Source organism: Sediminivirga luteola (assembly GCF_014639315.1).
Taxonomy (GTDB): domain Bacteria; phylum Actinomycetota; class Actinomycetes; order Actinomycetales; family Brevibacteriaceae; genus Sediminivirga; species Sediminivirga luteola.
Genome location: NZ_BMFY01000004.1, coordinates 137073 through 154246 on the forward strand (window position 1 = coordinate 137073; position 17174 = coordinate 154246).

Here is a 17174-nt window from a genome sequence, read left to right on the forward strand (position 1 = left end):
ATCGGGCTCCGAGTGTAGGTCTTGAAGGCGCCGTCACGGAGCGCCCCGGGCAACCCGGAGCGCCACTGACCGCCTCAGGTCAAACCGGGCGAACCCGGACGGAACCGCCGACGCCGCACGGCCGCGGATCCGCCCCGGGGCCCGCCCCCGTTCACGTGAAGAGGATGCTCATGCGAATCACCCTGCCCCGGCGGCGGCTGCTGCCCGCCGCGGCCACGACCGCGCTCGCCCTGGTCCTGGTCTCCTGCGGTGGCGGCCAGAGCGCCGACGCCGGCGACGAACCGGTGGAGGGCGGGCAGCTGACCGTCGCCCTGCGGGACGAACCGGTTCAGCTCAACCCGCTGGTGGACCAGGGCTCCGGCGCGCATTCGGTGCGCCCCGTCGTGGATTCGCTCGTCTGGGACAACGGCGACGGCACCTACTCGCCGTGGCTGGCGGAGTCCTGGGAGGTCTCCGAGGACGCCTCGCACTACACCTTCCACCTGCGCGACGACGTCACCTTCCACGACGGCGAGCACCTGGATGCGGAGGCGGTCAAGGCGAACTTCGACTTCGTGGTGGACCCGGAGAACCGCTCCACCGGCTCCACCGCCAAGCTCCAGCCGGAAGCCACCGTGGTGGACGAGTACACCCTCGAGGTGCAGCTGGAGGCACCCGAGTCCAGCTTCCTGACGCTCATCGCGGCGCCGTACTTCGGGATCCTCTCCCCACGGCAGCTGCAGGACGATCCGGAGTCCCTGGCCGACACCCTCATCGGCACCGGCCCCTTCGTATTCGACGAGTGGGTGCGCGGGCAGAGCCTGACCTACACCAAGAACGAGGACTACGCCTGGGGCCCGGAAGGCACCCACGGCGGCCCGGCCTACCTGGACAGCATCAGGTACGTGTTCCTGCCGGAGGACCAGACCCGCTACAACGCTCTCCTGACCGGCGAGGCCGATATGGTCGACTACATCCCGGCCGAATACAACCAGGAGGTCCTCGACAGCGACGAGTACACTTCCGACAGCTTCCTGCTGCCCGGCGTCGGCTACACCCTGCATCTGAACACCCGCCAGGAGCCGTTCGACGACGTCCGCGTCCGGCAGGCGCTGCTGCACGGCCTGGACCGGGAGGGCATCGTCGCCAGCTCGACGTTCGGCGCGTACCCGGTGCAGGAGTACCTGGCCGAGACCACCCCGGACTTCAAGCAGGACCTGGAGAACACCATCGAGTTCGACCCGGACCTGGCCAATCAGCTGCTCGACGAGGCCGGCTGGGACGAGCGTGACAGTGAGGGCTACCGCACCCGCGACGGGGAGCGGCTGAGCACCGAGGTGCCCTTCAACAGCGAGAACCAGCTGGACCAGCGCACCCTGGAGCAGGTGCAGATCGACGCCCGCGAGCTCGGCTTCGAGGTGAACCTGCTGCCGGTCCCGGCCGCCGAGCACTCCGAGCGGATGTACAACGGCGACTACGGCATCCTGGCGTCCTTCCAGTCGGAGTCCACCGGCATGCAGCTGTGGCGGCTCTACGGCTCGGACAACGTCAGCGACGGCGAGACCATCGGCTCGAACGCCTCCTTCCTGAGCGATCCGGAACTGGACGAGCTGCTGGCACAGGCCCGGCAGTCCGCGGACCCGGAGGAGCGGGCCGGGTACTACGGCCAGGCTCAGGAACTGCTTCCGGAGCTGGCGCCGGCGGTGCCGCTGCACTCGCGGGCGCGCACCTTCGCCGCGCAGCCGTACGTCGGCGGGGTCGGCTGGGACTACGCCTGGCCTCAGCCGTACCTCTACGAGGCGTGGGTGAACCGCTAGGGTGCGGCAGCTCTCCCGGATCGGCCTGCGGCTGCTCCTGGCGGCGTTCACGCTGCTGGGGGCGGCCACGGCCGCGTTCTTCGCCCTCCGGCTGGTCCCGGTCGACCCGGCCTTCGTCATCCTCGGTGCCGCCCGCGGCGACCAGGTCGACATCTCACCGGAGGTGCTGGCGGCGGTACGCGCCGAGTACGGCCTGAACGAACCGCTGCTGGTGCAGTACGGCATGTTCATGGGCCGGCTGCTCCAGGGCGATCTGGGCATGTCCTATGTGCAGCAGGTCCCGGTCACCAGCCTGATCGCCTCGCAGGTGCAGCCCACCCTGGCGCTGGCCGGCCTGGGCACGCTGCTGGCCCTCGTGCTGTCCCTGAGCGCGGCGATCCTCACCGCCGGGCGCCGGCTGCCCAGCGGCCTGGCCTCGGTGCTGGAGCTGACCGCCGCCTCCACGCCGGTGTTCTGGCTGGGCTTCCTGCTGATGCTGATCTTCGCCGTGCAGTTGCGGGCGCTGCCCATGATCGACGACGGCTCCCTCGCCTCACTCATCCTGCCGGCCGTCACCATCGCGCTGCCGACCGCCGCTCCCCTGGCGCAGGTGCTGCGGCAGAGCCTCGAAGACGTCCTGGAGCAGCCTTTCATCACCACTGCGCGGGCGCGCGGCCTGTCCATCATGACGGTCAAGCTCCGGCACGCGCTGCGGCACGCCGCGATCCCGTATCTGACCATGATCGGCTTCGCCTTCGGCGCGCTGCTCGGCGGCGCCGCCATCACCGAGACACTGTTCAGCCGGCCCGGGCTCGGCCGGCTCCTGATCATGTCCGTCAGCAACCAGGACCTTCCCGTCGTCATCGGCGTGGTCCTGCTGAGCACCCTGGCCTTCGTGCTGGTGAACACCCTCGTGGACATCGTGTACACCCTCGTGGACCACCGGCTGAACGAGAAGACCGCCGCGACGCCCGGCGAGGGGGCGGCCGCCTCACCGGATACGCGAACAGGCACCGGGGCGGACGCAGAGGCGGACATGCGAACGGGCACAGGAACGGACGCAGAGAGGAGCGGCGCATGAGCGCGGCCACCACCCTCATCGGCGAGACCCGCGGCCCGGCCCGCAGGCGGACCGGCGTCATCGGCGCCGGCGCCATCACCGAGCGGATCATCCTGGTCGCCTGCCTGGGCCTGCTGGGGCTGTTCGCCGTGTTCGCCCTCTGGCCCTCGCTCCTGACCTGGCAGGATCCGTTCGCGGCCGACCGCTCCCTGATCCTGGCACCGCCATCGCTGACGCATCCGCTCGGCACCGACGAGATCGGCCGGGACGTGTACACCCGCATCGTCTACGGCACCCGCAGCACCCTCGCCCTCGGCGTGGGCGCGGTGCTCATCTCGCTGACGCTGGGCACCGTGGCCGGGCTGCTGGCCGGGCTGGCACCGCGCTGGGTGTCGATGATCGTCATGCGCGGCAACGACATCGGCGCCGCGTTCCCGGAGCTGCTGCTGGCGATCCTCATCATCGCGCTCTTCGGCGGCGGCCCGGTCAACGCAGCGATCGCCATCGGCATCGCCGGCATCCCCTACTACGTCCGGGTGATCCGGGCCGAGACGCTCAAGATCCGCCGCGCCACGTTCATCGAGGCCGCCCACGGCCTGGGCCTGTCCCGGACGACCGTGCTCGTTCGGCACCTGGCGCCCAATGCGCTGCGCCCGGTGGTGGTCATCGCCACCCTGGGGCTGGGCGGGGCCACGCTGGCCGGCGCCGGTCTGAGCTTCCTGGGGCTGGGCACGGCGCCACCGGCACCGGAATGGGGTTCCATGCTCTCCAATGCCCGCAGCTTCCTGGGGCTGGGCTGGTGGGCCGCGGTCTTTCCCGGGCTGGCCCTGACCCTCTTCGTGGCGAGCACCACGATCGTCGGCCGGCGCATCCAGAAATCGCTGGAGGGACGCCGATGAGCCTGCTCAGCCTGCGCGATCTGAGGGTGTCCTTCGGCCGGGGAGGCCGGGAGACGGCGGCGGTGGCCGGGATCGGCTTCGACCTCGAGCCCGGGCGCTGCGTGGCGCTGGTGGGCGAGTCCGGCTCGGGCAAGTCCGTCACCGCCCGGAGCCTGCTGGGCCTGCACGGGCCGGGCGCCCGCGTGGAGGCCGGACGGCTGGACGTCGCGGGACAGGACGCCCGGCGGTATTCGGACCGGCAGTGGCGCCCGGTCCGCGGCACCGAGATCGGCTACATCCTGCAGGACGCCCTGGTCTCCCTCGATCCCCTGCGCACCATCGGGCAGGAGCTCGGAGAGGCCGTCACCGCCACCACCGGGCTGCGCGGTCCCGCCGTCCGCGAGCGCGCGCTGGAGCTGCTTGCCCGTGCCCGCATGCCGGAGCCGGAACGGCGCCTGGACGAGTACCCGGCACAGCTCTCCGGCGGCCTGCGGCAGCGCGCGCTGATCGCCAGCGCCCTGGCCGGGGACCCCGGCGTGCTGATCGCCGACGAACCCACCACGGCGCTCGACGTGTCCGTGCAGAAGGAGATCCTGGAACTCTTCGGGGAACTCAAGGACACCGGGCTCGGCCTGCTGCTGATCAGCCACGATCTGGCGGTGGTCGCCCGGCTGGCCGATGAGATCCTGGTGCTGCGCGGCGGCGAGGTGGTGGAGTCCGGGCCGGCCGCGGACGTCCTCGGCTCCCCGCAGCACGCCTACACCCGCACGCTGCTCGACGCCGTGCCCCGGTTCGACCCGGCGGCAGGAGGCCGTCCCGTGGCACGCCCCCGGGCCGCAACGGGCGACCGGACCGGTGGCGACACCGAGGCGCCCGCTCATGTGAACGGGGCCCCCGGCACCGCGCGCGGGAACGTCGGCGAGGCGCTTCCGGGCGACGATGCCGCCGGGATCGACCGCCAGGCGGGCAGCGCCGGTGTCCTCGCCGCTCAGGTCGCGTCCGGGCCCGGCCACGGGGAGGCGCCGCGTCCGGACGGGGCCACCGAGAGGCCGCTGCTGAGCGTGGAGGGCATTGAGAAACGGTTCGGGGCGCGTCCGGTGCTGCGCGGGGTGGGGCTTCAGCTGTACCCCGGCCGCACGCTGGGACTGGTGGGCGAATCCGGCTCGGGGAAGACGACTCTCTCGCGGATCATCGCCGGCTACGAGCGACCCGACGCCGGCTCGATCCGCTGGCACGGCGCCGATGGCTCTGGACGTGCCGATGGTCCTGGTGGCGCTCGCAGCACAGGTGGCGCTCGCGGCACCTCGAAAGTCGGCGGTTCCGCTGCCCCCGACTGGCAGCGGCGCGGCGTGCAGTTCGTGTACCAGGACCCGCTGAGCTCCTTCGACCCGCGGTTCACCATCGGGCGGACGCTGGGCGAGGCGCTGAGCCTCGTGCACGGCAGGCGGCCCCGCCGGGAGCGCAAAGCCGAGATCACCTCCTGGCTGGAACGCGTCGGCCTGGACGGCGGCCTGGCCGGACGACGGGCGCTGACGCTCTCCGGGGGCCAGCGGCAGCGCGTCGCCATCGCCAGGGCGCTGGCGCTGCAGCCGCGGCTGCTGATCCTGGACGAACCGGTCTCCGCCCTGGACGTCTCGGTGCAGCGGCAGATCCTCGAACTGCTGGACGAGCTGCAGGCTGAGACGGGCGTGGCCTATCTCTTCGTCTCGCACGATCTGGGCGTCGTGCAGCGGATGAGCGACGACATCGCGGTGCTGCGCGACGGCGAGCTGCGGGAGTACGGACCCGCCGGGCAGGTGCTCGCCCGCCCCGCCGACGCCTACACGCGCACGCTCATCGACGCCGTGCCCCGCCTCCCCTGAGCCGCCACCGCACCGGGCTCAGGGTGCCTGGCGGCGGGCGCGGGTCTGCTCGGCGCGGGCGGCGAGCTCCTCGTCGGGCGGATACCCGATGCGCTCCAGGACGAGTCCCTGCGCCGGCGCCACCACTACGGGATGGTCCCGGGTGCCGCGGGCCAGCAGCATCGCCGGCCAGGTGACGTCCTCCCGGCCGGCGCCCACCCGGATGAGCGCGCCGATGAGCGAACGCACCATGTGGTGGCAGAAGGCGTCGGCGCGCAGCACCGCCTCGATGGCGGTGTCCGGCTGCCGGGAGACGTCCAGGCGCTGCAGCGTGCGGATGGTGGTGGAGCCCTCCCGGGGCTTGCAGAAGGGCAGGAAGTCGTGCAGGCCCAGCAGTTCACGGGCGGCCTGGGCCATCGCGGCCTCGTCGAGCCGCTCACGCACGGGCGTCGTCTCGCGCCGGCGCAGCGGGTCGGGGCGGGCGGCCGCATCGGCGATGCGGTACCGGTACTCCCGCCACAGCGGGGAGAACCGCGCGTCGAAGCCCTCCGGAGCCGGCGCGGCGGAGAGCACCGCGAGGTCCTGCGCGCCCTGGAACCCGAGCGCGCCGCGCAGCTTGTGGGCCAGCGCCTCCCCCGGCGTCCGCCCGGAGCCGCGGCGGCCGGGCAGTGCCGCGAAAGTCTCGGCGGGGACATCGGCGTGCACCACCTGATGCCGCGCGTGGACCCCCGCGTCGGTCCGCCCGGCGACCACGGTGCCGATGTCCTGCCGGAAGACCCTCGACAGCGCCGCCTCCAGCTCCCCCTGGACGGTGCGCAGACCCGGCTGGCGTGCCCAGCCGTGGAAATCCGTGCCCTCATAGGCCAGGTCGATGCGCAGCCGCAGCGTCATGCGGCCCCGTCGTAAGACTCGCTGACGTCCTGTCCGGGCGGGTCCTCCGCCGGCTCCGGCAGCACCGGCCGCGGGAACCGGGCCAGCCGGGGGAACCGCCATCGCAGCGGGAGGGCGGCGGGATTGGCCCGCAGGCGGGCATAGGACTCCACATGGCGGTTGTGCAGGCGGACCAGCGCCGTGGCACTGCGCTGCAAGTCCTGCAGGCGGCCGAGCAGATGCTCGTCGGTGCCCAGCTCCCCTGCCCACTGCTGGAGTTCCGGCGCTGCCAGGGCGGTGCCGAGTTCGGCTTCCACCCGGCTGCGCGCCTCCGGTCCCGGTGCCGCCGCCGCCTGATTCAGGAGCGAACGGATCTCCTGGAGTTCGCCGTCACCGTCCCGGCCGGCGTCATCGCCCAGGGCACCGGCGATGCCAGCCCGCTCGTCCCAGCAGCGCTGCAGCTGGCGGCGGGATTCGAGGCAGAGGTCACGGCGCAGCGAGAGGCGGTTGTACACCGCGATGCCGATCCCGGCCGCCAGGATCACGAGGCCGCACAGAGCGATGACCGCGATCACCAGCCACGTCACATCCGACTCCTTCGTTGCTACGACGGTACGCAGTGGACCAGCATACGCAATCCGGCTGGGTGCCGTGCCCGTCTCGTGCTGTGCCGCCACCGGCACGACGTTCATCCTGCCCGTTCTTTCATCAGGTTCGCCACCGCCGACGCGCCCGGGCCGCCCCTCACCGGCAGAGCCGTGTTCGTTCCGGGGTGATCCGCTAGTTCCCAAGCAGTGAGCTCAGGCGGAAATAGCGCACGACCCCGGAGAGAGGCCGGCGCAGTACGGCCGGGCAGAGTGAGGGGCCGCACCGGCCAGGGGTGAACTCAATCCAGATCGTCGATGCCGCGCGCCGCGAGCGCCCGCCCGGTGTCCTGCGCGTAGGCGACCGCTCCCAGCAGCAACGGAACGGTGCGGGCACGCAGATCGCGTTCCAGACCGCGAGCGCGGGCCTGCCGGCCGGCCAGCGCCGAGAGGTCCGCCAAGTACGGGATGGACCGCAGCATCACCAGTGCCGCCAGCGCTGCCCGTCCCGGCCTGGCTCCCAGCGGGCGCATAGGACGCAGCAGCGCGCGGAACACCTCCAGGAGCGCCATCGGCGGCGTGGTCAGGATCATCAGCTGGGCCGCCAGCAGGCAGGCCAGGATACGGCTGAGCACCTCCGCGGCGGTGAGAGGATCGTTGAAGATCAGCTGAGCGGCCAGGACCGCCGCCAGCAGGATCCAGATCCTGCGCAGCAGGGACAGCAGCATGCCCGCGGGCACCCGGGCGGCCGCGCACAGAACGAGCAGGCCGCCGATGACCGCGAGGCTCAGCAGCGGCTGCCGGGCCAGGAGGACGATGAGCGTGAGGGTTGCCAGTCCGAGCAGCTTGAGCCCGGCCGGGGTGCGGTGCAGGAAGCCGTCGCCGGGCGCGGTGCGGCCGAAGACCTCGTCCCGCCGCGGCAGCGGGCGCGGCGCCCTGCGCCTGATCGCCATGCGACGGCTCGCCTCAGACTTTTCCATCGTCTCCCGCCGGCATGCTCTGCGCCCGGTAGGCGGCGATCACCTCGGCCGGCGGACCGTCGGCCGCCACCCGGCCGTCCCGCACCAGCAGGGTGCGCTCGGCTCGCGCCGCCAGCTGAAGATCGTGCGTGGCGGTGAGAACCATGATGCCGTGCTCGGCGGCGAGCCGTCCGACGACGGCGGTGAACAGTTCCGCGTTCGCCAGGTCCAGCAGGGTGGTGGGCTCGTCCAGCAGCAGCACGGCGGGACGCTGTACCAGCACGGTGGCCAGCGCCACGAGCTGCTGCTGGCCGCCGGAGAGCTCATGGGAGCTGCGGCCGGCCAGCTCGCCGATGCCGAGCTCGTCCAGGCATGCCCGGGCGCGCGACCGGCGGGCGGCGGCGTCCTTCACACTGCGGCGCAGCGACAGTTCCACGTCCTCCTGAGGCGTGGGCATGACCAGCTGCGCCTGGGGGTTGGAGAACACGAAGCCCGCCCGGCGCCGGACCGCTGTCCCCTCGGCCACGGTGTCCTTCCCGGCCACGGTGACGGTTCCCTCCGCCGGCTCGATGAGGCCGTTGACGAGCTGGAGCAGCGTGGACTTCCCGCCGCCGTTGGGACCGATGACGCTGATCCGCTGTTCGGTCAGGTCGAGCCGCGGCACGGCGAGCAGCTCGCGCTCCCCGGCCAGGACCCTCACCTGGCGGAAGGCGATGGTCATCGGCGTCCGGCGGGGCTGTGCCGGCGCTGCCGGTCGTGCCGGACGAGGAGCGCGGGGTAGGCGCGGTGCAGCAGAGCCGCGGCGGCAGCGGCCGCGAGGGACTTGATCACGTCGCCGGGCCAGAAGACGATGTCCATCACGAACGCCTCGGCCAGGGTCACGCCCAGGTTCACGCTCATGCCCGCGATGCCCAGCACATGGGTGCACAGCACGCTCGCCCCGAGCGCTACCAGGAACAGCAGCGGGATCCACCAGCGGGGACGACTCCGGCGCACGACCGCGCGGGCGCCCAGGCCGGCCAGCAGCGCCGTGAACGGGAAGGCGAGCAGGTAGCCCGCGCTGGGGCCGGCCAGGACTCCCAGCCCGCCGGAGAAGCCGGCGAGGATCGGCAGTCCCAGCAGCCCGAGCGTCACGTAGAGTCCGGCGGCGGCAAAGCCCCGCCAGGGACCGAGCACCAGGCCGGCGAGGGCGACGCCCAGGCTCTGCAGGGTGATCGGCACGCCGGCGTTGCCCACCGGGATGGGCGGGGCGAAGGCCAGCACGGCGATCAGGGCGGCGAAGACGCCGATCAGGGCCAGGTCGAGGGTACGGGCGGCGCCGCGCGCCGGGCTCTGGGAGCCGGACGCGCGGGACGGGGCCGGAGAGGTGTCGGTCATGCGACTATTGAACACCATTCATTGAACGGTGTTCAAGAGCCGGCTTTCCGGCTCATTCCCATTCGATCGTGCCCGGCGGCTTGGAGGTGATGTCCAGGACGACGCGGTTGACCTCGTCGACCTCGTTGGTGATCCGGTTCGAGATGTGCGACAGCACGTCGTAGGGCACCCGCGTCCAGTCGGCCGTCATGGCGTCCTCGCTGGACACCGGCCGCAGCACGATCGGGTGCCCGTAGGTGCGGCCATCGCCCTGCACCCCGACGGAGCGGACATCGGCCAGCAGCACGACCGGGCACTGCCAGATCTCCTCGTCCAGACCAGCCCGGGACAGTTCTTCCCGGGCGATCCTGTCCGCCCGGCGGAGGATCTCCAGGCGCTCGGCCGTCACCTCGCCGATGATGCGGATGCCCAGCCCGGGACCGGGGAAGGGCTGCCGCCCGACGATCACCTCGGGCAGGCCCAGCTCGCGCCCGATGGCGCGCACCTCGTCCTTGAACAGCGTGCGCAGCGGCTCCACCAGCTCGAACTCGATGTCCTCGGGCAGGCCGCCGACGTTGTGGTGGCTCTTGATGTTCGCCGTGCCGGTGCCGCCGCCGGACTCCACCACGTCCGGGTAGAGAGTGCCCTGGACCAGGAAGCGGATCGGTTCGCCGTCCTCGCTGGCGGCCTCCGCGACGAGGTCCGCGGCGGCCTGTTCGAAGGTGCGGATGAACTCGTGCCCGATGGCTTTGCGCTTGGCCTCCGGATCGGTCAGCCCGGCCAGCTGCCCGAGGAACCGGTCCGCGGCGTCGACCGTCACCAGCCGCACGCCGGTGGAGGCGACGTAGTCCTGCTCCACCTGCCGGCGCTCATCGGCGCGGAGCAGGCCGTGGTCGACGAACACGCAGGTGAGCTGGTCCCCGACCGCCTTGTGCACGAGGGCTGCGGCGACGGCGGAGTCGACCCCGCCGGACAGGCCGCAGATGACCTTCTTGTCCCCGATCTGCGCGCGGATCCGCTCCACCTGCTGGGCGATGACGTTCTCCGAGGTCCAGTCCGGGGTGATGCCGGCGATGTTGTAGAGGAAGTTCTTCAGCACCTCCTGGCCGTACGGGCTGTGCTTGACCTCGGGGTGCCACTGCACGCCGGCCAGCCGCCGCTCCCGGTCCTCGAAGGCCACGATCGGCACGTCCCGGGTGGAGGCGAGCACCTCGAAGCCCTCCGGGGCGCGGGTGACGGAGTCGCCGTGGCTCATCCACACCGTCTGGGCGTGGGGCTGGTCGTCGAGCAGCGTGCCGCCGCGGGCGATGTCCATATGGGTGGAGCCGTATTCGCGTTTGCCGGTGCGGGCGACCTCCCCGCCGAGCGAGGTGGTCATGCACTGGAAGCCGTAGCAGATCCCCAGGACCGGGATGCCCAAGGCGAATGCCTCCACGTCGAAGGCCGGCGCGCCCGGCTCGTTCACGCTGGCCGGTCCGCCGGAGAGGATGACCGCGGCCGGCTCCCGGGCGGCGATCTCGGCGGCGGAGACGGTATGCGGGACGATCTCGGAGTAGATGCCCGCTTCCCGGACCCGGCGGGCGATGAGCTGGGCGTACTGCGCGCCGAAGTCGACGACGAGGACCGTGGCACCGGTCTGCCCCGCCGGGGCGGAGTCGGTCGTCACAGTCGTCTCAGCCGTCTCAGAACTGGACATCAAAGGTTCTCCTAGACGTTGCAGGCGTTGCAGGACAGGGGCCCGGTGCGGGGCGGGATCAGGGCTGCTTGGGCGCCACGACCACGGCGGCGTCCAGTTCGGCCTCGGTGCGGCGGGTGATGCGACGCTCCAGGAAGAACGACATCAGCGGGACGACGCCGGCCAGGGCGATGATCAGGAAGGTGCCGATCTTCCAGCGCATCTGCTGCCAGAGCCAGAAGTCGACGATGAGGTACACCACGTAGCACCAGCCGTGGGAGATCGCGATGGCGGCGGCGAGGTCGAAGCCGCCGAAGACCAGTGCGGTCTGGGAATCCAGCCCCAGCAGGAACGGCGCGATGAGGTACTTGTAGATCATCTCGACCGTCAGGATCATCAGGAACACGCCCGTGATGATCGCCATCACCCGGTAGACCTTGAGCGCGTTGCGCGCCGATGTGTACCGCTTGACCGTCCAGAGGTCCTTTCCCTCCAGATCGGGGCGGCCCGGGATCCTGGGCTCGTCCTCAGCCATGAATGCGCTTCTCCCCCGCTTCTTTCACCACGGTGTATTCGATCTTCGCCGTCCCCTGCCCGCTTGCGCCGGCCGGGTCGCCGGCACCACCCGGGCCGGCCGCGGCGTACTCCCGCCGGCGCTCGTAGTCGTCGCGCAGCAGACGCCACCAGATGTGCAGGGCGAAGGCCGCGAAGATCAGCCACTCCACAGCATAGACGGCGCTCTGCCAGTTGAAGCTCTCACCCTCCGCCGTCTGCGGCGGAGGGAAGGCCCGCAGCTCACCGGCGGCGTAGGAGGCGCCGGCGCCCTGCTCCTCTTCCGGGAACACGATCGCGCCGTAGCTGTAGACGCCGAACTCACCGGCCAGGCGGGCCGTGGACACGGTGGCCAGCTCGCCCTCCCCCAGGCCGCGGCTGCCTTCTGGCGGTTCGGCCGGTCCGAGGCGCCCGGTGATCGTCACCTGGCCGTCGGCGGCACGGGAATCCAGGGCGGTCTGCCGGTCCCCGGTCCAGCCGCGGACCACCGGGACGGCGATGGTGGCCTGGTCCTCGACGGTGAAGCCCCCGGCGTAGTCTTCGTGCGCCGGCAGCGTCGCGCCCTCGGGCTCGAACATGGTGACCACCCAGTAGCCCTCCTCACCGTCGAGGAGACGGCCCGGGACGGCCACCTGCATGCCGGGCAGATAGCGGCCGCTCAGGGAGACCCGCTGGTCGGCCAGCAGGCCGGGCATCGGTTCCTGCGGCTCGAGTGCCTCGGTGAACTCCACGACGGTGTCCAGATCGGTGCCGCGCACAGCCTCGTTCCGGTGCTGGGCGCGGTCGATCTGCCAGGCGGAGAGCGAGACGAACACGGTCGCCAGGCCCAGTGCCAGGACCAGTCCGGCGAGCCAGCGCGGGGTGAGTGCGAGCCGGAGCATTCAGGCCTTTCAGATATGGACCGGCTGGTACGGGGACACGACCACGTCCACCCGCTGGAACTCCTTCGGGTCCAGGTACCCGGTCGTGGCCATGGCGCGGCGCAGGGCGCCGGCGAGGTTCTGCTGGCCCAGGACGCTCTCCCCGGGGCCGTGCAGCACCTGGCTGAGCGGACCGACCTGCCCGACCTGCACGCGGTGCCCGCGCGGCAGCTGGCCGTGGTGGGCCTCCTGGCCCCAGTGCCAGCCGCGGCCCGGGGCCTCGTCGGCGCGGGCGAGCGCGGTGCCGAGCATGACGGCATCGGCGCCCATCGCGATCGCCTTGACGATGTCCCCGCTGGTGCCCAGGCCGCCATCGGCGATGACGTGCACGAAGCGTCCGCCGGACTCGTCCATGTAGTCGCGGCGCGCGGCGTTCACATCGGCGATGGCGGTGGCCATCGGCACGTGGATCCCGAGGGTCTTGCGGGTGGCGCTGGCGGCGCCCCCGCCGAAGCCGACGAGCACGCCGGCGGCGCCGGTGCGCATCAGGTGCAGTGCCGCGGTGTAGGTGGCGGCGCCGCCCACGATGACCGGCACGTCCAGCTCGTAGATGAACTGCTTGAGGTTGAGCGGTTCCTCGTCGGAGGAGACGTGCTCGGCGGAGACCGTGGTGCCGCGGATGACGAACAGGTCCACACCGGCGTCGACGACGGACTTCCAGTGCTCCTGCGTGCGCTGCGGAGTCAGTGAGCCGGCCACCGTGACGCCCGCGGCGCGGATCTCCGCGAGCCGCTGCGCGATGAGCTCGGGCTTGATCGGCTCGGCGTAGATCTCCTGCATCCGCCGGGTTGCCGTCTGCTCAGGCAGTTCGGCGATCTCGGCCAGCAGCGGCGCGGGATCCTCGTAGCGCGTCCAGACGCCCTCCAGGTTGAGCACGCCCAGTCCGCCCTCGCGGCCCAGCGCGATGGCGGTCTCCGGGGACATGACCGAGTCCATCGGCGCGCCGATGAAGGGCAGCTCGAACTCGTAGGCGTCGATCTGCCATCGCAGGGAGACGTCCTTGGGGTCGCGGGTGCGCCGGGAGGGCACCACGGCGATGTCGTCGAGCGAGTATGCCCGCTTACCGCGCTTGGAACGGCCGATCTCGATTTCCGTGCTCACGACAGACAAGCCTATCGCAGCACGGGCCCCGGCCGGGCCATGAACGGCCTCTCACGGCCCGCTTCCTCGGCTCATTCCCAGGTGCGCAGCCGGTGGGCGTGATCGAAGAAGTCACGCTCGTAGCGGCAGGCCTGGGTGAAGGCGGCGATCATCCGCTCACGTACCGGTGCTGGCGCCGATGCGGCGCTGCGCTCGAAGATGCCCACCGCCTGGCGGACCGCCTCGTCGAACTCCGGTGCGCCGTAGGCGGCGATCCATTCGCGGTAGGGGTGTCCCTCCAGACCGGTCTCGCCGAGCCGCGCCTTGAGATCCTTGCCCAGCTGCGCGTAGATCCAGAAGCACGGCAGCACGGCGGCGACGGCGACCTCGTATTCGGCGACGGCGGCCTGAGAGACCAGCCAGGAGGTGTACCCCTCGGTGGTGGGCGATGGCGCGGTCAGGCCGCGGTCCTCCAGCTGCTGCATCGCGGCGGCGAACGCCGAGTCTGCCAGCAGGTTCGCGTGCATGCGCTGTTCCTCGGCGATCGCCTCGGCGGCGTTGCCGGCCCAGAACCGCGCCTCCTCGGTGCTGCCGGTCCGGGCGGCCAGCAGGGACATCGCGCGGGCGTAGCCGAGCAGGTAGTGCTCGTCCTGGACGATGTAGTTGACGAAGGAGAGGCGGTCCAGGGTGCCGCCCGCCAGTTCCCGCAGGAAGGGCAGCTCATCGGTCTGCCGGCGGTAGTCCGCGCCGGCGTCCCAGGCGGCCTGGGAGTGTTCTCCGGCGGCCCACCGGCTGGTGGGGCCGGCGAGCTCGGGGCCGCGCGGCTCGTCCGCGGCTTCCCGCACGGCGGCGTCAGCAGCTTCCTGCACGGCGGCGTCAGCGGCTTCCTGCACGGCGGCGGCGTCGGCACTGGCCGCACCGGGAGTCGTGGTGAGATCCACCAGGTGGTCGACGGGGCCATGCGAGCCCTCCGGCCGGAGGCTCAGCTGCCAGGCCGCGCCCGAGCGCAGCGCCCGGGACAGGTAGCCCAGCGCCGCGCGGACGGCCCGGACGATGCCATCGGCGTCGATCGCCTCGCCCTCCTGCCGGCTGCGGGCGATCTCCGCGACGATGGCGGCGGAGAGCGTGCACCCGGTGCCGTGGGTGTGCGGGGTGTCGACGCGGCGGCCGGGGAACTCCTCGATCCGGACGCCACCGGCGCTCTCGTCCCGCACCGCCAGGACGTCGACCAGCTCGCCGGAGTCGAGGTGGCCGCCCTTGAGCAGGACGGCAGCGGGTCCCCGGTCCAGCAGCCGGCGGGCCTGGGCGCGCATGGCCGCCGGATCGGCCGCGGCCGGCTCGTCCTCCCCGAGCAGGAGGGCGGCCTCGGGCAGATTGGGGGTGACCAGGTCTGCGACCGGGAGGAGACGCTCGCGCATCGCCGCCACGGCGTCCTCCTCCAGGAGCGGGTGCCCGGAGGTGGAGACCATCACCGGGTCGACCACGAGGAAGCCGAGCCGGGCCGATTGCGCGGCGACCAGCTCGACGATGCCGGCGTTGAAGAGCATCCCGGTCTTGGCGGCGTCCACCGGCAGGTCGCTGAGCACGGACTCGAGCTGATCGGCGACGAACCCGGTCTCCAGGGGGTAGATGCGCTCCACCCCGTGGGTGTTCTGCGCCACCAGGGCGGTCAGCACGCTGGTGCCATAGGCGCGGCGGGCGGTGAATGCCTTCAGGTCCGCCTGGATGCCGGCGCCGCCGCTGGGGTCGGTGCCGGCGATGGTGAGGGCTACGGGGGGCCGGGTCATGGCTGAGGCTCCTTGTCGTCACGGGTTCCGGCGGGCGCGGTGAAGGCGCGGTGCAGTCTGGCCGCGGCGCGTTCGGGATCGTCGCTCAGGCAGATCGCCGAGACGACGCAGATGCCGGCCGGGCGGCCGCTGCGGGCGGCGAGCGCGCCGACCTCCCCCGCGCCGGAGGTGTCGACGCCGCCGATGGCGAAGGCCGGCAGCCGGGTGTGCTCGAGCAGGCCGGCCAGGCCGTCGACGCCGATCCCGGCCGGCGCGTCCGGTTTGGTGCTGGTGCTCCACACCGGGCCGATGCCCAGGAGATCGGCTTCGCCGCTGTCCTCGGCGGCGCGGATCTCCGCCGGGGTGCCGGTGGAGACGCCGATGACGGCGTCGTCTCCCAGCAGGGCGCGGGCCTCGCTCAGGGCGGCGTCGTCCTGCCCGATGTGCAGGTGAGCGTCGATGCCCTCCGCGCGGAGCCGTGCCGCCACCGTCACCCGGTCGTTGATCACCAGCAGGGCGCGCCTGCCGTGTTCGGCGGCGACGGTCTCCAGCGCGGCGGCGACCTCGCGTGCCAGCCGCTCGAAGGCGCCGTCGTCGGCGGTCTTGTCCCGGACCTGGACGATGCCGGCGCCGCCGCGGACCGCCGCCGCGGCGGTCTCGGCCACCGTACGGCCGGCGTGGGCGCACTGGGCGGTGTCGGTGATGAAGTAGAGCCGGGTGTCGATACCTGCCCCGGCGCGTCGCAGACGCCCGGTCATGCCCGCACCTCACCGCCGGCCGCGGCCGCGGCGCGGGCCTCGCCGGTGACCGGGCGGGTCTCCTCGGCGAGGTCGACGAGGGAGACGATCCGGGCGGCATCGGCGTCGGAGAGTTCCCACAGGGCGTCCAGGAACGCCACCGCGAAGCTGCCGGGGCGAGCGTCGACGCGGCCGGCCAGCGCCCCCGCGGCGGCGAAGTGCGCGTGAGCCCCGGCGGCGGACCGGGCCAGGGTGGCGGGACCGGGCTCCTCACCGCCGGCGAGAGCGGCGGCGGCATAGGCGGCGACCGCCCCGCCGAGCGCGCAGCCGGTGCCGATGACGAGCGGCATGCTCGGATGCCCGCCGGTGATGCTGGTGAGCCGCGCTTCCTCGCCCTCGACCCTCACGACGACGTCCTTCGCCCCGGAGATCGCGACGACCCCGCCGGTGCGCAGGGCGAGGACGATCGCGGCGTCGATGACCGCGTCGACCTCGTCGGTGGACTCCACTCCCCTGCCGCCGGAACCCTGCCCGGCGAGCGCGGCGATCTCGGAGGCGTTACCCCGCACGACGGACGGCCCGGCGGCGGCTGTCCGGGTGATCTGGCCGGTGCGGTACGGGATGCCCATGCCGACCGGATCCAGCACCCAGGGCTTCCCGGCGGCAGCCGCGACCGGGACGGCGGCGGCCGCTGCGTCGTACTGACGCTGGCTGGGGGTGCCGAAGTTGACCACGAGACCGGAGGCCACCCGGGCGAAGTCGGCGGCATCGAGGTCGTGATCGACCATGGCGGGGCTGGCGCCTAGGGCAAGCGCGACATTGGCGCTGAACTGCTGGACCACCGTGTTGGTGATGAACTGGATGAGTGGCTGGTGCTGTTTCACCAGAGCAGGCGCGATCAAGGGGCGCAACTGACATTCCCTCCGCTAGTACTGACTAGATCAGGTTCAACGGGTGTGTTCTCAGCCGGCGTCGTCACCGGCACCCCGTGTCGTGCGCACCAGCGTATCAAGGGACGCCGGTCCCCTGACGCCGGGCCTTACCGGCTTCCGGTGCGCGGGGCCCGCCTATGTCGTCGTCTTACGTCGTCGCCGCGCCAGTACATCGTCGCCGCCCGGGCC

The 17174-nt window shown here is 72.3% G+C and carries 16 protein-coding genes and 1 riboswitch; of the genes, 4 read left to right on the top strand and 12 right to left on the bottom strand.

Features of this window, described 5'->3' with window-relative positions:
• Nucleotides 1-170: 170 nt before the first annotated feature.
• The 4 genes from IEW13_RS05675 to IEW13_RS05690 are packed head-to-tail and all read left to right on the top strand — an operon-like array spanning nucleotide 171 to nucleotide 5575.
• A complete protein-coding gene (locus tag IEW13_RS05675) occupies nucleotides 171-1796 on the top strand; it encodes an ABC transporter substrate-binding protein (RefSeq protein WP_188549971.1) in 1626 nt (541 codons plus the stop codon).
• Between the two features lies 1 nt (nucleotide 1797).
• Nucleotides 1798-2856, top strand: coding sequence for an ABC transporter permease (locus IEW13_RS05680; protein WP_188549972.1), 1059 nt, complete (start codon nucleotides 1798-1800; stop codon nucleotides 2854-2856).
• Entirely contained in the window at nucleotides 2853-3734 is an 882-nt protein-coding gene (locus IEW13_RS05685) for an ABC transporter permease (RefSeq protein ID WP_188549973.1), read from the top strand. The genes IEW13_RS05680 and IEW13_RS05685 overlap by 4 nt, the downstream gene beginning before the upstream one ends.
• Nucleotides 3731-5575 carry an ATP-binding cassette domain-containing protein gene (locus IEW13_RS05690; protein ID WP_188549974.1) on the top strand — a complete coding sequence of 615 codons (1845 nt, stop codon included), beginning with the start codon at nucleotides 3731-3733 and terminating at the stop codon, nucleotides 5573-5575. The genes IEW13_RS05685 and IEW13_RS05690 overlap by 4 nt, the downstream gene beginning before the upstream one ends.
• 18 nt (nucleotides 5576-5593) lie before the next feature.
• Here IEW13_RS05690 and truA read toward each other — a convergent pair whose 3' ends face one another.
• The 12 genes from truA to thiM all read right to left on the bottom strand — a co-directional run bounded on the left by truA (nucleotide 5594) and on the right by thiM (nucleotide 16937).
• The gene (truA, locus tag IEW13_RS05695; RefSeq protein ID WP_188549975.1) at nucleotides 5594-6445 is read right to left on the bottom strand and encodes a tRNA pseudouridine(38-40) synthase TruA; all 852 of its coding nucleotides are present in this window, start codon (nucleotides 6443-6445) and stop codon (nucleotides 5594-5596) included.
• Nucleotides 6442-7011: a hypothetical protein gene (locus IEW13_RS05700; RefSeq protein ID WP_188549976.1), complete on the bottom strand. Its 570-nt coding sequence runs from the start codon at nucleotides 7009-7011 to the stop codon at nucleotides 6442-6444. The genes truA and IEW13_RS05700 overlap by 4 nt, the downstream gene beginning before the upstream one ends.
• Before the next feature lie 299 nt (nucleotides 7012-7310).
• Nucleotides 7311-7961: an energy-coupling factor transporter transmembrane component T family protein gene (locus IEW13_RS05705; RefSeq protein WP_188549977.1), complete on the bottom strand. Its 651-nt coding sequence runs from the start codon at nucleotides 7959-7961 to the stop codon at nucleotides 7311-7313.
• A 13-nt stretch (nucleotides 7962-7974) separates the two neighbouring features.
• Entirely contained in the window at nucleotides 7975-8688 is a 714-nt protein-coding gene (locus tag IEW13_RS05710) for an energy-coupling factor ABC transporter ATP-binding protein (protein ID WP_188549978.1), read from the bottom strand.
• The gene (locus IEW13_RS05715) at nucleotides 8685-9344 is read right to left on the bottom strand and encodes a biotin transporter BioY (protein ID WP_188549979.1); all 660 of its coding nucleotides are present in this window, start codon (nucleotides 9342-9344) and stop codon (nucleotides 8685-8687) included. The genes IEW13_RS05710 and IEW13_RS05715 overlap by 4 nt, the downstream gene beginning before the upstream one ends.
• 52 nt (nucleotides 9345-9396) lie before the next feature.
• Nucleotides 9397-11019, bottom strand: coding sequence for a glutamine-hydrolyzing GMP synthase (guaA, locus tag IEW13_RS05720; protein ID WP_188549980.1), 1623 nt, complete (start codon nucleotides 11017-11019; stop codon nucleotides 9397-9399).
• 58 nt (nucleotides 11020-11077) lie between these two features.
• The gene (locus IEW13_RS05725) at nucleotides 11078-11533 is read right to left on the bottom strand and encodes a DUF3817 domain-containing protein (protein ID WP_188549981.1); all 456 of its coding nucleotides are present in this window, start codon (nucleotides 11531-11533) and stop codon (nucleotides 11078-11080) included.
• Nucleotides 11526-12431 (bottom strand): SURF1 family protein, encoded by a 906-nt coding sequence (locus IEW13_RS05730; RefSeq protein WP_188549982.1) that lies wholly within the window; start codon nucleotides 12429-12431, stop codon nucleotides 11526-11528. Before IEW13_RS05730 ends, IEW13_RS05725 begins: the two co-directional genes overlap by 8 nt.
• Nucleotides 12432-12440: 9 nt before the next feature.
• Entirely contained in the window at nucleotides 12441-13571 is a 1131-nt protein-coding gene (locus tag IEW13_RS05735) for a GuaB3 family IMP dehydrogenase-related protein (protein WP_188549983.1), read from the bottom strand.
• A gap of 71 nt (nucleotides 13572-13642) precedes the next feature.
• Nucleotides 13643-15337 (bottom strand): bifunctional hydroxymethylpyrimidine kinase/phosphomethylpyrimidine kinase, encoded by a 1695-nt coding sequence (gene thiD, locus IEW13_RS05740; protein ID WP_188549984.1) that lies wholly within the window; start codon nucleotides 15335-15337, stop codon nucleotides 13643-13645.
• Entirely contained in the window at nucleotides 15334-16074 is a 741-nt protein-coding gene (gene thiE / locus IEW13_RS05745; RefSeq protein WP_188549985.1) for a thiamine phosphate synthase, read from the bottom strand. Before thiE ends, thiD begins: the two co-directional genes overlap by 4 nt.
• Nucleotides 16071-16937: a hydroxyethylthiazole kinase gene (thiM, locus tag IEW13_RS05750; protein WP_229744956.1), complete on the bottom strand. Its 867-nt coding sequence runs from the start codon at nucleotides 16935-16937 to the stop codon at nucleotides 16071-16073. Before thiM ends, thiE begins: the two co-directional genes overlap by 4 nt.
• Nucleotides 16938-16953: 16 nt before the next feature.
• Nucleotides 16954-17052, bottom strand: a riboswitch (TPP riboswitch).
• Nucleotides 17053-17174 lie beyond the last annotated feature (122 nt).

Coding starts and splice junctions, on each gene's coding strand:
- thiE (WP_188549985.1), bottom strand. CDS start 16,074: ATGACCGGGCGTCTGCGACGCGCCGGGGCAGGTATCGACACCCGGCTC.
- thiD (WP_188549984.1), bottom strand. CDS start 15,337: ATGACCCGGCCCCCCGTAGCCCTCACCATCGCCGGCACCGACCCCAGC.
- IEW13_RS05675 (WP_188549971.1), top strand. CDS start 171: ATGCGAATCACCCTGCCCCGGCGGCGGCTGCTGCCCGCCGCGGCCACG.
- IEW13_RS05685 (WP_188549973.1), top strand. CDS start 2,853: ATGAGCGCGGCCACCACCCTCATCGGCGAGACCCGCGGCCCGGCCCGC.
- IEW13_RS05705 (WP_188549977.1), bottom strand. CDS start 7,961: ATGGCGATCAGGCGCAGGGCGCCGCGCCCGCTGCCGCGGCGGGACGAG.
- IEW13_RS05715 (WP_188549979.1), bottom strand. CDS start 9,344: ATGACCGACACCTCTCCGGCCCCGTCCCGCGCGTCCGGCTCCCAGAGC.
- guaA (WP_188549980.1), bottom strand. CDS start 11,019: ATGTCCAGTTCTGAGACGGCTGAGACGACTGTGACGACCGACTCCGCC.
- IEW13_RS05710 (WP_188549978.1), bottom strand. CDS start 8,688: ATGACCATCGCCTTCCGCCAGGTGAGGGTCCTGGCCGGGGAGCGCGAG.
- truA (WP_188549975.1), bottom strand. CDS start 6,445: ATGACGCTGCGGCTGCGCATCGACCTGGCCTATGAGGGCACGGATTTC.
- IEW13_RS05690 (WP_188549974.1), top strand. CDS start 3,731: ATGAGCCTGCTCAGCCTGCGCGATCTGAGGGTGTCCTTCGGCCGGGGA.
- IEW13_RS05730 (WP_188549982.1), bottom strand. CDS start 12,431: ATGCTCCGGCTCGCACTCACCCCGCGCTGGCTCGCCGGACTGGTCCTG.
- IEW13_RS05725 (WP_188549981.1), bottom strand. CDS start 11,533: ATGGCTGAGGACGAGCCCAGGATCCCGGGCCGCCCCGATCTGGAGGGA.